Source organism: Streptomyces sp. CA-179760 (assembly GCF_050937045.1).
Classification (GTDB): domain Bacteria; phylum Actinomycetota; class Actinomycetes; order Streptomycetales; family Streptomycetaceae; genus Streptomyces.
Genome location: NZ_JBNJLZ010000001.1, coordinates 5,132,157 through 5,146,620 on the forward strand (window position 1 = coordinate 5,132,157; position 14,464 = coordinate 5,146,620).

7 protein-coding genes and 1 pseudogene are annotated in these 14,464 nt (G+C 71.5%); 5 read left to right on the plus strand and 3 right to left on the minus strand.

The window, feature by feature from the left end; translation table 11 throughout:
* Positions 1–121: 121 nt before the first annotated feature.
* Complete coding sequence (gene nhaA, locus ACQEV8_RS23210; protein ID WP_432963221.1) at positions 122–1,417, minus strand: Na+/H+ antiporter NhaA; 1,296 nt, start codon at positions 1,415–1,417, stop codon at positions 122–124.
* A 250-nt stretch (positions 1,418–1,667) separates the two neighbouring features.
* Here nhaA and ACQEV8_RS23215 point away from each other — a divergent pair, with 250 nt between their 5' ends.
* Positions 1,668–2,936, plus strand: a complete 1,269-nt coding sequence (locus ACQEV8_RS23215; protein WP_432963224.1) for a cation:proton antiporter — start codon at positions 1,668–1,670, stop codon at positions 2,934–2,936.
* An 83-nt stretch (positions 2,937–3,019) separates the two neighbouring features.
* On the opposite strand, the gene ACQEV8_RS23220 is transcribed toward ACQEV8_RS23215, so the two are convergent.
* Positions 3,020–4,561, minus strand: coding sequence for an alanine/glycine:cation symporter family protein (locus ACQEV8_RS23220; protein ID WP_432963227.1), 1,542 nt, complete (start codon positions 4,559–4,561; stop codon positions 3,020–3,022).
* Positions 4,562–5,018: 457 nt separating this feature from the next.
* Here ACQEV8_RS23220 and ACQEV8_RS23225 point away from each other — a divergent pair, with 457 nt between their 5' ends.
* The gene (locus ACQEV8_RS23225) at positions 5,019–5,588 is read left to right on the plus strand and encodes a DM13 domain-containing protein (RefSeq protein ID WP_432963230.1); all 570 of its coding nucleotides are present in this window, start codon (positions 5,019–5,021) and stop codon (positions 5,586–5,588) included.
* 19 nt (positions 5,589–5,607) lie between these two features.
* On the opposite strand, the gene ACQEV8_RS23230 is transcribed toward ACQEV8_RS23225, so the two are convergent.
* Entirely contained in the window at positions 5,608–6,666 is a 1,059-nt protein-coding gene (locus tag ACQEV8_RS23230; protein ID WP_432972921.1) for a PucR family transcriptional regulator, read from the minus strand.
* Positions 6,667–6,912: 246 nt separating this feature from the next.
* On the opposite strand from ACQEV8_RS23230, the gene ACQEV8_RS23235 reads away from it, so the two are divergent.
* The 3 genes and pseudogenes from ACQEV8_RS23235 (at position 6,913) to ACQEV8_RS23245 (ending at position 14,443) form a co-directional block, all read left to right on the plus strand.
* Positions 6,913–7,329, plus strand: a complete 417-nt coding sequence (locus ACQEV8_RS23235) for a hypothetical protein (RefSeq protein ID WP_432963233.1) — start codon at positions 6,913–6,915, stop codon at positions 7,327–7,329.
* A 70-nt stretch (positions 7,330–7,399) separates the two neighbouring features.
* Positions 7,400–9,436, plus strand: coding sequence for a flotillin family protein (locus tag ACQEV8_RS23240; protein WP_432963236.1), 2,037 nt, complete (start codon positions 7,400–7,402; stop codon positions 9,434–9,436).
* A 79-nt stretch (positions 9,437–9,515) separates the two neighbouring features.
* A pseudogene (locus ACQEV8_RS23245) lies at positions 9,516–14,443 on the plus strand (DNA repair ATPase).
* Positions 14,444–14,464 lie beyond the last annotated feature (21 nt).

A 14,464-nucleotide genomic window follows, 5' to 3' on the forward strand; every position in this document is an offset into this window, starting at 1 on the left:
GGGGCGTTCTCGCTCACCGGGGTGGGGGGAAGAGACTCTCACGGCGGACCGGCGAGGACCGGAACGCAGATCAGCGGTACCGCCCGAGCGGTGAGCAGGTGACCGCGCGGCGGCGGCCGGGTCATGTGCTGCCGGATCCCGTGCGCTGGTAGATGTCGGGGATGCCGTCGGCGTCCTCGTCGAGGTTCTCCTCCTCGTACAGGCGCCGGTAGATGGCGTTCCTGCGGCGCAGGAGCAGGGCGGCCAGCAGGGCGGCGGTGAGCGAGGCGATCAGGACGGCCGCCTTGACGTGTTCGCCGACGGCCGTGCCGGGGAAGGCCAGTTCGCCGATGAGCAGGGCGACCGTGAAGCCGATCCCGGCCAGGGTCGCCAGGGCGAAGACGTCGGCCCAGGCCAGGTCCGGATTGAGCCGCGCCCGGGTGAAGCGGGCGGCGAGGTAGGTCCCGGCGAAGATCCCGAGGATCTTGCCCGCGACCAGCCCGGCGATCACGCCGAGGGGTTCGGGGGTGGTGAACACCTTGCCCAGCGCGTCGCCGGAGACGCTGACCCCGGCGGCGAACAGCGCGAACAGCGGCACGCACACGCCGGCGGAAAGGGGGTGCAGCAGATGACCCGTGCGTTCTGCGGGCGACTCCGCTTCCTCCGGGTCACGGACCGTGCGCAGGATCAGGCCCATGGCGACTCCCGCGACGGTGGCGTGGATGCCGCCGTTGTAGAGCAGCGCCCAGATCGCCACCCCGAGCGGCACGTACCACCACCAGCCCCGCACCCTTTGCCGCTGCAGGACGTAGAAGACGACCAGCCCGGCGAACGCCCCAGCCAGCGCCCAGTAGTTGAGGTTCGAGGTGAAGAACAGGGCGATGATCAGGATCGCGCCGAGGTCGTCGACGACGGCGAGGGTCAGCAGGAAGGCCCGCAGGGCGGTCGGCAGGTGGGTGGAGATGACGGCCAGGACCGCCAGGGCGAAGGCGATGTCGGTGGCCATCGGCACCGCCCAGCCGTCCATGCTGCCGCCGCCGGCCGTGACCGTGACGGCGTAGAAGGCGGCGGGTACGGCCATGCCGCACACGGCGGCGATGACGGGCAGCGCCGCCGTTGCCGGGGTGCGCAGTGAGCCGACGACCAGTTCCCGCTTCAGCTCGATCCCGGCGACCAGGAAGAAGACGGTCAACAGGCCGTCGGATGTCCAGTGGCCGACCGAGAGGTCCAGTCCCAGTGCGGGTATCCCGAAGTGGAAGTCGCGAAGGGTGGTGTACGCGTCGCTGAGCGGGGTGTTCGCCCACACCAGCGCGACCACCGCGGCGGCCAGCAGGACGAGTCCGCCCACCGTCTCGGTCCGCAGGGCCCGGGCCACTGCCTGTCGTTCGGGCCAGGAGGGAAGACCGAGGAACGGGGTGCGGGGCGGGGTGGCGGCCAAGGCGGCGAACCTCCGGGGTGTCGGCGAAACGGGCACACGGCCCTACGGACGCCGACCAGACTTCCCGGCACACCCCGCGCCCTGCTTGACGCGTTCTTTACACCCTAACCGCAGCAGGTCCGTCGGCCCACCCCCACCTCGTCCGCCATGAACGGGCCGGCAGCGAGCTCGGTGACGTCCTCGGGCGAGGCACCGGTGCGGACGGGGTACACACCTGGCCTGGAGTGATCATGCCGGGCAGGAGGTCGCAGTGACGCTTTCGGACGTGGTCTACGTCTGTCTCGGCCTGGGGGCGCTGGGTGCGGCTGTGCTGCCCAGGGTGGTGTCCAGGCGGCCGTTGTCCCTGCCCATGGTCTTCCTCGCCGCGGGGGTTCTGATCGAGTTGCTGCCGGTGGGTGTGCCGGCCGTGGATCCCGTTCATGAGCGCCTGTGGGTCGAGCACACCACCGAGGTGTGTGTGATCGTGTCGCTGATGGGCGCGGGGCTCGCCATCGACCGGCCCTTCGGATGGCGTCGGTGGTCAAGCACGTGGCGGTTGCTGGGCATCACGATGCCGCTGACCGTGGCGGTCGTCGCCCTGCTGGCCTGGGGGCTGCTCGACTGGCCGCCCGCCGCCGCTCTGCTGCTGGGGGCCGTGCTCGCGCCCACGGATCCCGTGCTGGCCGGTGAGGTGCGCGTGGGCGAGCCGCTCGGTACCGAGCGCGACGAGGACGAGGTGCGGTTCTCCCTGACCAGTGAGGCCGGGCTGAACGACGGACTCGCCTTTCCGTTCGTCTACGCGGCGATCGCCCTCGCAGCGGCGGCGGGGACGGGCTGGTCGGCGGACTGGATCGGTTCGTGGGCGCTGACCGACCTGCTGGGAAAGTGCGCTGTGGGGCTGGCCGTCGGAGGTGGTGTCGGCTGGTTGCTGGGGTGGATGTTCTTCCGGGTGCGCGCGTCGGCGCTGCGGCTGTCCGAGCACATGGAGGGCTTCGTGGCGCTGGGAGCGACCTTCGTGTCGTACGGCATCGCGGAGGTGCTGCACGGCTATGGCTTCTTGTCCGTGTTCGTGACGGCCTGCGTCATCCGGGCCGCCGAGCGAAGCCACGGCTATCACAAAGTGCTGCACGAGTTCACCGAGCAGATCGAGCGGTTGCTCACGGCCGTGCTGCTGTTCCTGCTCGGCGGCTATCTGGTGGCCGGCGCCCTGTCCGCCCTGACGCTGATGGGCGCGGTGGTCGCCGTCCTCTTGCTGCTGGTCGTACGGCCGCTGACCGGGTGGCTCGCACAGGCGGGGACCGCCGTGGGGAAGAAGGAGCGTGCCGTGGTCGCCGTGTTCGGGATCCGGGGCATCGGTTCGCTGTTCTACCTGTCCTACGCGCTGGGGCAGGACTCCTTCGGCGGGCTGGGACGGGAGCTGTGGGCGGTCGTGGCCCTCACCGTGGTGATCTCGGTGGTGCTGCACGGGGTCATGGCGACCCCGGCCATCGGCTACCTGGACCGGCGGCGCGAGGGGGCGGAGCCCGCCGGCCGGTCGTAGGCGGCACAGGCGTACGGGCCCGTACTCACCAAGGCGCGGAGGTGAGCACGGGCCCGTACCGGAGCCGGGCCGCCGGGGGGCGGTCAGACGGTGGTCTTCACCGACTCCTGGTCTTCGTCGCCGCCGTCGTCGCTGATCTCACCGGCCTTGCGGGCGCGGACGAACTCCAGGAAGGAGCCGAGTTCGCGCTTGACGACCGGGGCGAGCAGGTACAGGCCGATGATGTTGAAGACCGACAGCAGGAAGAGCGCGGAGTCGGCGAGGCTGATCAGCGAGTCGAGGGACATCAGGGCGCCCAGGACCACGAACACGCTCCAGACGACCTTGAAGACGGTCTCGCTGGCCTTGCTCTTGCCGAACAGGTACGACCAGGCCTTGAGGCCGTAGTAGCCCCAGGTCAGGATCGTGGAGAAGGCGAACAGCAGCACCGCGACGGTGAGCACGACCGGGAACCAGGGCAGCACGGTCTCGAAGGCGTCGGAGGTGATGGTGATGCCGCCGATGCTCTCGCCGGCGCGGGCTTCGGCCCAGCTGTCCGGGTCGGCGATGACGATGGTCAGCGCGGTCATGGTGCAGATGACGACCGTGTCGATGAACGGCTCCAGCAGGGCGACCAGGCCCTCGCTCGCGGGGTGGTTGGTCTTCACCGCGGAGTGGGCGATCGGGGCGGAGCCGAGACCGGCTTCGTTGGAGAACCCGGCGCGCTGGAAGCCGATGATCAGGGCACCGATCACACCGCCCGCTACGCCGTCGGCCTCGAAGGCGCCCTGCAGGATGGTCTGGAAGGCGTCCGGCACATGGGTGACGTTGCCCAGGATGACGACCAGGCAGGCCACGATGTAGATACCGGCCATCGCGGGCACCAGCCGGCTGGTGACCGAGGCGATGGAGCGGATGCCGCCGAGCAGCACGAGACCGACCAGCGCGGCGACGACCAGGCCGAAGAGCACGGCACCGGCGGAGGAGGCCAGGAAGCCGTCCTCGCCGCCGAAGGTCGAGGCGACCTGGGCGTAGCTCTGGTTGGTCTGGAACAGGTTGCCGCCGAACAGGCCGAAGAAGAGGACCATGATCGAGGCGAGGACGGCGAGCACCTTGCCGAGCTTGGCGCCGCCGCTGCCGAAGCGCTCCGCGAGCCCCTTGGGCAGGTAGTGCATCGGGCCGCCGGAGACCGTCCCGTCGGCGTGCACCTCGCGGTACTTCACGCCGAGGGTGACCTCGACGAACTTGGTGGCCATGCCGAGCAGGCCGCACAGGATCATCCAGAACGTGGCGCCGGGGCCGCCGATGGAGACGGCGACGGCCACGCCCGCGATGTTGCCGAGGCCGACCGTGCCGGAGACGGCGGCGGTCAGGGCCTGGAAGTGGTTGACCTCGCCGGCGGATCCCTTCTCGTCGTACTTCCCGCGCACCACGTCGAGCGCGAGTCTGAACTTACGGACCTGCAAAAACCCGAACCAGCCGGTGAAGACCAGACCGGCGACGACGAGCCAGGCGACGATGAGGGGGAGTTCCGTGCCGCCGACGGGAACCGCGTAGAAGACGACGTCTCCGAGCCACTTGGCTATCGGTTCGAAGAAATCGCTGACGGCTTCGTCGACGTTTTGGGTGACGGAGTCGAGTGACAAAGTGGCTACCTCGATGGTGCGAGCCCGGGGCACGGGGAAGTGCCGCCGGTCGATGTGCGGTCTCTGAACGAACGCCGTTGTCCGATCGGCGACGCTGGGTGGGCTGTCCGTGGATGCGGATAGTGATCACCCGGGTCGTGCCTGCCTGCGCATGCCGACCGCTCCGCGCTGTGGTGTTGAGCGGTTCCACCTGCGGAGTTGCGCAGTTCTACCACGACCTTTGCCATGTCTTTAGTGACCCAAGTCACATGACGCGCAGTTACAGTCGAAAGTGCCAGCGAGCGAAATCGGACCGTTATATGGAGTCCGAGATCTGTTCATCGGACACCTACCGAGAGGACGGCCGACCTCACGGCTGCCACCGCGGCGTAAGACTTCCGTCATCCGCGCCGGGGTACACGCCGCCCGCGCGGCCCGTTGAATAGAGCGGAGGAAGCACTCAGGAATCGAGGCGGGCATGGGGCGTGGACGGAAGACGCGGGGCAGGCGGTTGACCATCGGAGTGCTGGTGGTGGCGGTCACCGGCGTCGGCTTGGGCTTGTACTGGTTCCAGCCGTGGAAGCTGTGGCAGGACGAGACCGTGCAGGAGGCCCTGCCCGGTGCCGTGGCCCCTGCGGCTCCGGCAGCCCCTCCGGCCGGAGCGCCTTCCTCGTCGCCGTCCCCCGCCCCTCAGCCCCGGACGCTGGCGGGCGGCGAACTGATCAGCCACGAGCACGCCACCTCGGGCAGTGTGAAGCTGGTACGGCTCGCCGACGGCTCCCATGTCGTACGGCTGGAGGGCCTCGACACCAGCAACGGCCCGGATCTGCGCGTATGGCTGACCGACGCGCCGGTGAAGGAGGGACGGGCCGGCTGGCATGTCTTCGACGACGGCGCGTACGTCAGCCTCGGCAAGCTCAAGGGCAACAAGGGGAGTCAGAACTACACCGTGCCCGCCGACGTCGACCCCTCCCGGTACACCAGCGTGAGCATCTGGTGCGACCGCTTCGACGTGTCCTTCGGAGCGGCCGCACTCGCGCGCTCCTGACGTTCTCCGCCGGGGCGCGTCAGAGCTCCTCGGCGGGCCAGTCCAGCAGCCGCGCGCCGATCACCGCCGTCTGCAGCATGTAACGGTGAGCCGGATCGGCCGGGTTGGCGCCGGTGAGCTTGTGGATGCGTTCCAGCCGGTAGGTCAGGGCCCGCACGCTGAGGCTGAGGCGGCGGGCCGCCTCGGCGGCCACACAGCCGGAGTCGAAGTAGGCGGCGAGGGTGTCCAGGAGCGGCTGGGCGCCGCCGCGGGCCGTGGTGAGCGGGCCGAGGGCGGCGAGGACGAGTTCGGCCATGGCCTGCCGGTCGCGGGTGAGGACCGGGTAGACGAGCAGGTCGGCGGCGCGCAGGACCGGGTCGTCCAGCTCCAGACGCTCGGCGAGTTCCAGGGCGTTGAGCGCCTCCTCGTAGGAGTGGACGACCCCGCCGGGGCCGGACTGGGGGCGGCCGATGGCGACCCGGCCGCCGTCGGTGGCCGCGTGGGCCTGCTTCGCGAAGTGGGCGAGGACCTCGTCCTGGGGGCCGGGGGCGATGCACAGCAGCCGGCCGTCCTTGGTGGTGAGCAGGATGCTGCGGTCGCCGAAGCGGGAGATGAGGGCGCGTTCCACCTGGCGGGGCACGGGATCGCCCTCCTCGTAGGCGGTCGGGCCCTCGGCGACGGCGACGGCATGGGCGTGCGAGAGGCGCAGACCGAAGCGTTCGGCACGTTCGGCGAGGCGCCCGAGGTCGCTGCGGCCGTAGAGGAGGTCGTCGATGAACTCGCGGCGTGCGGCCTCCTCCTGCCGTACGGCCTGGCGTTGGGCCCGCTCGAAGCCCTCGGCGAAGGCGTCCGTCACCTGATGCACGGCGGCCAGGACGCTGTCGGCCGACGCGGGGCCGGCCGGCCAGGCCGCGCGGGTGGCGGTCAGATGGGCGCTGACCAGGGCCCGCAGTCCGTGGCCGGCGTCGGCCGCCTGTTCCCCGAGCGCCCGACGGGAGGCGAGTTCCTCCCGGGTGAGACGCCGGCCGGTGGCCGCGACCTCGGCCAGTATCCGGGCATAACCCGCCAGATACTCCCCTGGAATCTCCAACTCCGCCATGTAGCCCCCGAGTTCTTGATGCTCCACTGACGGTTTCTTAGCGGCCGCCCGGCATGGAGACCCTAGACAACATTGCCGGGAACCGGCAATGCGCGGTCGCGCGTCGGCGATGCACGATGGGTCGCGGGGGCACCACGGGGGATTTCGGTGCCGGACACCGGCAGGTGTCCGGCACCGGAACCCGCAGCGAACAGTGCGCCGCCGAGCACGGTTGACGGGCAGTGCGGACGGGACGGGGGGATGGGCATGCGGACGTTGCTCTCGGCAGCCACCGGCCCGCCCACGATCCTCCTGACCACCGCCCTCGTCGTGGTGCTGTGCTTCTGGCTCCTCGTCGCCGCGGGCCTCACCTCGGCCGGCAGTTTCGACGCGGACGCGAACCTCCGTGCCTGGGGCATGGACGGCGTACCCGTCGCGGTAGCCGTCTCCACGCTGACGGCCGTGGCCTGGTTCCTGAGCGTCGGGGGCGTTCTCCTGCTGGCCGCGTGCGCGCCGCCGTGTCCCGCCACCGGGCTGCTGCGCCTGGTCCTGCCCCTCGCGGCCCTGCCGGTCGCATGGCGGCTGACCTGCCTGTTCGTACGCCCCCTGCACCGCCTCTTCCCCGACGAACCCGGCCCGCCCGAACGTGGCGAGGCACGGGACCACGTGGACCACGCCGCCTGAGCAGTGCCCCGCCGGACTCGCCGCGGGCCCTTTCACGCTTCGACTCCTTCACGCCTCAAGGACGTTTGCCATGAATGTCATCCTCCTGGGCGCCGGCGTGCTCGTCGCCGTCTCCCTGCTCGCCGTACTGGTCGTCTCCCGGCTGTTCCGCAAGGTGGAGCAGGGCAAGGCGCTGATCGTCTCCAAGCTGCGGAAGGTCGACGTGACCTTCACCGGGCAGGTCGTGCTGCCCGTGCTGCACAAGGCCGAGGTGATGGACATCTCGGTGAAGGCCATCGAGATCACACGGACCGGCAAGGACGGTCTGATCTGCCAGGACAACATCCGGGCCGACATCCGGATCACGTTCTTCGTGAAGGTCAACAAGACCGTCGAGGACGTCATCAAGGTCGCGCAGGCCGTCGGCACCGCGCGGGCGAGTGACCGGGACACGCTGCAGGAGCTGTTCCACGCGAAGTTCTCCGAGGCGCTGAAGACCGTCGGCAAGCAACTGGACTTCACCGACCTCTACACCAAGCGCGAGGAGCTGCGGTACCGGATCATCGAGGTCATCGGCGTCGACCTCAGCGGATACCACCTGGAGGACGCGGCGATCGACTACCTGGAGCAGACACCGCTCGTCCAGCTCGACCCGGCCAACGTCCTCGACGCCCAGGGCATCCGCAAGATCACCGAGCTGACGGCCGTGGAGCACGTGCGCACCAACGAGGCGCAGCGCACCGAGGAGAAGGAGATCACCCGGCAGAACGTCGACGCCCGCGAGGCCATCCTGGAGCTGGAGCGCCGGCAGGCCGACGCGGAGACCAAGCAGAAGCGCGAGATCGCGACCGTACGGGCCCGGGAGGAGGCCGAGACGGCGCGGGTGGTGGAGGAGGAGCGGCTGCGCGCCCAGGGCGCCTTCCTGGCCACCGAGGAGAAGCTCGGCGTGCAGCGCGAGAACCAGGCCCGCGAGATCGCCGTCGCCGCGAAGAACCGTGAGCGGGTCATCGCCGTCGAGAGCGAGCGCATCGAGAAGGACCGGCTCCTCGAGGTCATCGGCCGGGAAAGGGAGACGCAGCTGACCCGGATCGCCGCCGAGAAGGAGGTCGAGGCGGAGAAGCGGGACATCGCCGAGGTCATCCGCGAGCGCGTCGCCGTGGACCGCACGGTCGCCGAGCAGGAGGAGTCCATCAAGAAGCTGCGGGCCGTGGAGGAGGCGGAGCGGCAGCGGCAGGCCGTGATCATCGCGGCCGAAGCCGAGGCGCAGGAGAAGCTGGTCAAGGACATCAAGGCCGCCGAGGCCGCCGAACAGGCCGCCACGCACCGCGCCTCCGAGGAACTGACGCTGGCCGAGGCCCGGTTGAAGACGGCCGATCTCGACGCGCGGGCCAAGCTCCGCCTCGCCGAGGGCATCCAGGCCGAGGCGGCCGCCGAAGGGCTCGCCGCCCTCCAGGTCCGGGACAAGGAAGCCGACGTCATCGAGAAGTCCGGCCGCGCGGAGGCCGCCGCCACCGAGGCCCGACTCCGGGCCGAGGCGGAAGGCGCGCAGGCCCAGGCCCTGGCGGAGGCCGCGGCCATCGGCGAGAAGCTCAAGGCCGAAGCCGAGGGGCTGACCCAGAAGGCCGCCGCCATGGCCGCCCTCGACGACGCCTCACGGGGCCACGAGGAGTACCGGCTGCGCGTGCAAGCGGACAAGGAGATCCGCCTCGCCGGGCTCGACGTGCAGCGGCAGGTCGCCGAGGCCCAGGCGACGGTGCTCGCCACCGGCCTGGAGAGCGCCGACATCAACATCGTCGGCGGCGACTCGGTCTTCTTCGACCGGCTGATGTCCTCGATCGCGCTCGGCAAGGGCATCGACGGCTTCGTCCAGCACTCCGAGACCGCACAGGCACTGGCCCGGCCCTGGCTGGACGGCACCTCCAGCTTCACCGACGACCTGGGCCGCATCCTCGGCTCGGCCTCCACGGCCGACGTGCAGAACCTGACCGTCTCGGCGCTGCTGCTGAAGCTGATGAAGACCGGCGGGTCCGACTCGGGGCAGCTCAAGCAGCTGCTCGACCGGGCCGGCGAACTGGGCCTGGCGGACAAGCCGCTCACCTCCCTGAACGGCGCCGTCGCCCACGCCTGACCCGCCCCTTCGCTCCGGAGCCGCCGCACAGGGGACGGCGGCTCCGGACCGAGTTCCTCGACCTCCCGAGAGGCACGCCATGACGACCGGCCCGGACACCCACACGCACGACCCTGTGGACAGCCCGGACACCGGCACGTACGACCCGGTGGACACGGGCACGTACGAGGTGCTGCGCGACCGCCTCACCGCGCAGGCCGCCGAACTCGCCCGCCGCGCCGAGGCGCTCAACGCCCGCCGTGGCGAGGAGTTCGGCTCGACGCGGCTCGAACTCGGGGGCACCGGACGACTGCGCACCGAGCACGCCGCGGTGCCCCGGGACATCGTGGCCGTGGGCGATGTGCTGCTCTCCGGCAGCAACGCCGTCCCGGGCCGCGCGGCCGACACGAGCGTCGGCGACGTCCTGGCCCTGTACGACCGCGACCTGAACCGGCTGCCCGACGACGCCGTGCCCGGCCTGCTCGACGACCCCGCCTTCGTCCGCGAGTTCGGCGCCCTGCACCGCTACTACCGTCAGGCCCGCCTGCTCCGGCTCCGGCGTACCGAAGGCAGGCTGCTCGCCGTCTTCCAGACCGGCGAGAAGGCGGACGACACACGGGTGCTGCGCTGGGCTCTGTCCGACGACGGACAGGCCGCGTTCCTCGACGCGCGGGGCGAGCGCGACCACGTCCTGCCGCCGTCCCACGACGTCGAATGGACCGACAGCACGCGCGAGGACCACGTCCTCGGCCGTCACCCGCACATCTCCATCGGCGGCGAGGTCTTCGTCTCCACGGCCGGCGGGGTCCTCACCGTCAAGACCGACGACGACACCGAGACGGCAGCGGGCGTCCACACCGAGCCCGTCGACGAGCCGCTGCAGTCCCTGGCGGACGCGGACATCGCCCACGCGCGCGTCGGCGCGCTGATCCTGCTGCGCGTCCGTCCCTACAAGGAGGACACCGACCGCCACCTGGTGTTCAACACCCTCACCAAGGCCGTCGTCCGCCTCGAAGGCATCGGCCGGGCGTGCCGCCGCCTGCCCGAGGACCAGGGGATCGTCTTCCCCGGCGGCTACTGCCTGGCCACCGGCACCCACAAGACGTACGAACTCGACACGACGGAGCTGGAGTTCGAGCGGGAGATCCGCTCCCCGAACGGCGAGGACGTGCTCTACGCCTTCCACGCGCGCGCGGAGGGGCGCAGCCTCCTGCTGCCGTACAACACGATCCGCAAAGAGATGGCGGGCCCCCTGCCCTGCCACGGCTGGGCGCTCTTCGACGACGGCGCGCTCGTGATCCTCCGGGCCGACACCGGCGAACCGCGGCGCGTCCACCCCGTGCAGCTCTGGTCCTCCCCGTACGTCTCGGACACCTACGCCGCCGCCCAGCCGGTCGGTACCGGCCCCCTGGCACGCATCGGCAACGCCGACCTCGTGCGCGGCATCTCCGACTGCCTCTTCATCACCGGAGCCGTCGCCGGTACGACCCCCACGAGCGAGGTGTACGAGGCGCTGCTGGCCGCCTGCGCCCGGGCCGCGGACACCCACCACTGGCTGGGCGACCCCGAACTCGGCGACCTCCGCACCCCGCTGGCGCAACTGCGCGACACGGCACAGCAGGTCCTGGCCGAGTTCGAGACCGTCCAGGCCCTCACCCGGCAGGCCGAGGACGCGCTCACCGAAGCCGCCGCGCGGGTCGCCGAGGTCGTACGACGGCTGCGGGGCGAGTCCGCGCGCAGCGCGGCCGACTGGGTCACCGGTCTGACCGAACTGCGCCACGCGCAGGGGCATCTGCTCACCCTCAAGGACATGCGGTACGCGGACACCGCCCGCCTCGACGAACTCGCCGCCGACGCCGAGTCCGACCTCGCCGCCTTCGGCCGGCGCGCCGTGGCCCACCTCGCCCGCGAGGACGCCTTCTCCCACCACCACGCGGACGTCGAGCGGCTCGTCGCCGATGCCGAGGCGATCCCCACCGTGGCCGAGGCGGCGCCCGTCGCCGCCCGCATGGACGAACTCGCCGACGGACTGCGCACGGTGACGGAGGTCGTCACCGGCCTCGACATCGCCGACGCCACGGTCCGCACCGCGATCCTGGAGCGCATCGCCGAGGTCCTGGGCGGCGTCAACCGCGCCCGCGCCGCCCTCGACGGCCGGCGCCGTGAACTCCTCGACCGGGAGGGACGAGCCGAGTTCGCCGCGGAGTTAGCCCTGCTCGGCCAGTCCGTCACCGGCGCGCTCGCCGCCGCGGACAGCCCCGAGGCGTGCGATGAGCAGCTCGCCCGCCTGCTCGTGCAGGTGGAGAACCTGGAGTCCCGGTTCGCCGAGTTCGACGACTTCCTCGCCACCCTCGCCGACAAGCGCGACGAGATCCACGAGGCGCTTTCCGCCCGCAAGCAGACCCTGGCCGACGCCCGTGCCCGGCGGGCCGAACGCCTGGCCGACTCGGCTTCCCGCATCCTGCGGACCGTCGCCCGCCGGGCCGCCGACCGGCCGGACGCGGACGCCGTCGCCACGTTCTTCACCTCCGACCCGCTGCCCGCCAAGGTCCGCCGCATCGCCGGTGAACTGCGCGACCTCGGCGACCAGGTGCGGGCCGAGGAACTGGACGGCGGCCTCAAGGCCGCCCGCCAGGAAGCGTTCCGCGCCCTGCGCGACCGCACCGACCTGTACACCGACGACGGCCGCACGATCCGGCTCGGCACCCACCGCTTCGCCGTCAACACCCAGCCCCTCGACCTGACCCTCGTCCCGCACGGCGACACTCTCGCCTTCGCCCTGACCGGCACCGACTACCGCTCCCCGGTCTCCGACCCCGACTTCACCGCCACCCGCCCGTACTGGGACCGCCCCCTGCCCTCGGAGTCGCCCGAGGTCTACCGCGCCGAGCACCTCGCCGCCCGCCTGCTGGACGAGCACGGCCCCGAGGCCCTGGCGGAGGCCGACCTGTCCGCCCTCGTGCGGCAGGCCGCCGGGAGGGCGTACGACGAGGGCTACGAGCGCGGCGTGCACGACCACGACGCGACCGCGATCCTCACCGCGCTCCTGCGCCTGCACGAAGGCGCCGGTCCGCTGCGCCACGAACCGGCCGCACGAGCAGCCGCCCAGCGGTTCTGGGCGCACGGCACGACGACCGATGAGCGGCAGAGCTGGACCCGGCGCGCGGTGTCCCTCGCCCGGGCCCGGGACACCTTCGGCCTGGCACCCGCCATCGCCGACCTGCGACGGGAGCTGGCGGACGTCGCGGGCGGAGAAGCGGCGGCCGCCTACCTCTTCGAGGAACTGACCAGCGGCCCGCCCGGCTTCGTCATCAGCGCCGGCACCCGCACCCTGCTCGACAAGTTCCGCCGCACCGTGGGCACATCGGCCTACGACGACGATCTCACCGCCCTCACCGACCCGGCCGCCCGCGAGCAACTGGTCGAGGCATGGCTGACGGCGTACACCACCGCCACGGGCACCGACCTCACCCCCGGCGACCTGGCCGAGGCGGTGGCCGCCGAACTCTGCCCCGCCCTGACCCGCTACGAGTCCGACGCGCCGCTCACGGAGACCGTCACCGGCCTGCTCGGCACCCACCCCCGCGTCACCGGCCGCGCTCTCACGGTCCGCATCGACGAACTCCTCGCCCGCACCCGGTGGTTCCGGACCCGCGACGCGTCCGGCCACCGCGACTACCTGCACCGCCGCACCGCCCTGGTGGACGCCGAACGTACCCGCCTCCACCTGGACGACCACCGGCCCCGCGTGCTGTCCGCGTTCGTACGCAGCAGGCTCATCGACGAGGTGTACCTGCCGCTCATCGGCGACAGCCTCGCCAAGCAGCTCGGCACGACGGGCGAGTCCAAGCGCACCGACACCGGCGGTCTGCTCCTGCTCATCTCCCCGCCGGGCTACGGCAAGACGACCCTCATGGAGTACGTCGCGGACCGGCTCGGGATGTTCCTGGTGAGGGTCGACGGCCCGGCACTCGGCCACGCCGTCACCTCGCTCGACCCGGCCGAGGCCCCGAACGCCACCGCCCGCCAGGAGGTCGAGAAGATCAACTTCGCCTTGGCGGCGGGCAACAACACCCTCCTCTATCTCGACGACATCCAGCACACCTCCCCCGAACTGCTCCAGAAGTTCATCCCCCTCTGCGACGCCACCCGCCGCGTCGAGGGCGTGCGGGACGGCGAACCGCGCACCTACGACCTGCGCGGCAAACGCTTCGCCGTCTGCATGGCCGGCAACCCCTACACCGAGTCCGGCAGCCGCTTCCAGGTGCCCGACATGCTCGCCAACCGCGCCGACGCGTGGAACCTCGGCGACGTCCTGACCGGCAAGGACGACGCCTTCGCGCTCAGCTTCATCGAGAACGCCCTCACCGCCAACCAGGACCTCGCCCCGCTCGCCGGCCGCGACCGCGCCGACCTCGACCAGCTGATCCGCCTCGCCCAGGACGACCCGGCGGCTCGCGCGGACCGCCTGACGCATCCCTACGCCCCGCGGAGCTGGAGCGGATCCTGGCCGTGCTCCGTCACCTGCTCACCGCCCGGGAGACGGTTCTGACCGTGAACGCGGCGTACATCGCCTCGGCGGCCCAGTCGGACACGACCCGCACGGAACCGCCCTTCCGGCTCCAGGGCTCCTACCGCACCATGAACAAGATCGCCCAGCGCGTCCAGCCCGTCATGAACGACGTCGAACTGGCCGCGCTGATCGAGGACCACTACCGGGCCGAGGCCCAGACCCTCACCACCGGAGCCGAGGCCAACCTCCTCAAGCTGGCCGAGCTGCGCGGCACCCTCACCGCCGAGCAGGCGGCGCGCTGGACCGAGCTGAAGGCGGCCCACGTCCGAGCCCAGTCCCTCGGAGGACCCGAGGGCGATCAACTCGCCCGAGCCGTCTCCGCCCTCGGGCTCCTGGCCGACCGGATCGCAGCCGTCGAGTCGGCGATCAACCGGGCGAGCGACCCACGACATCTGGTCATGAATCCCACGGCCCGGCACGCCGCACGGCCGGGGCCGGGCGGTGGCGGGGACTGAGATGCGGCGTGTCCACCCGCT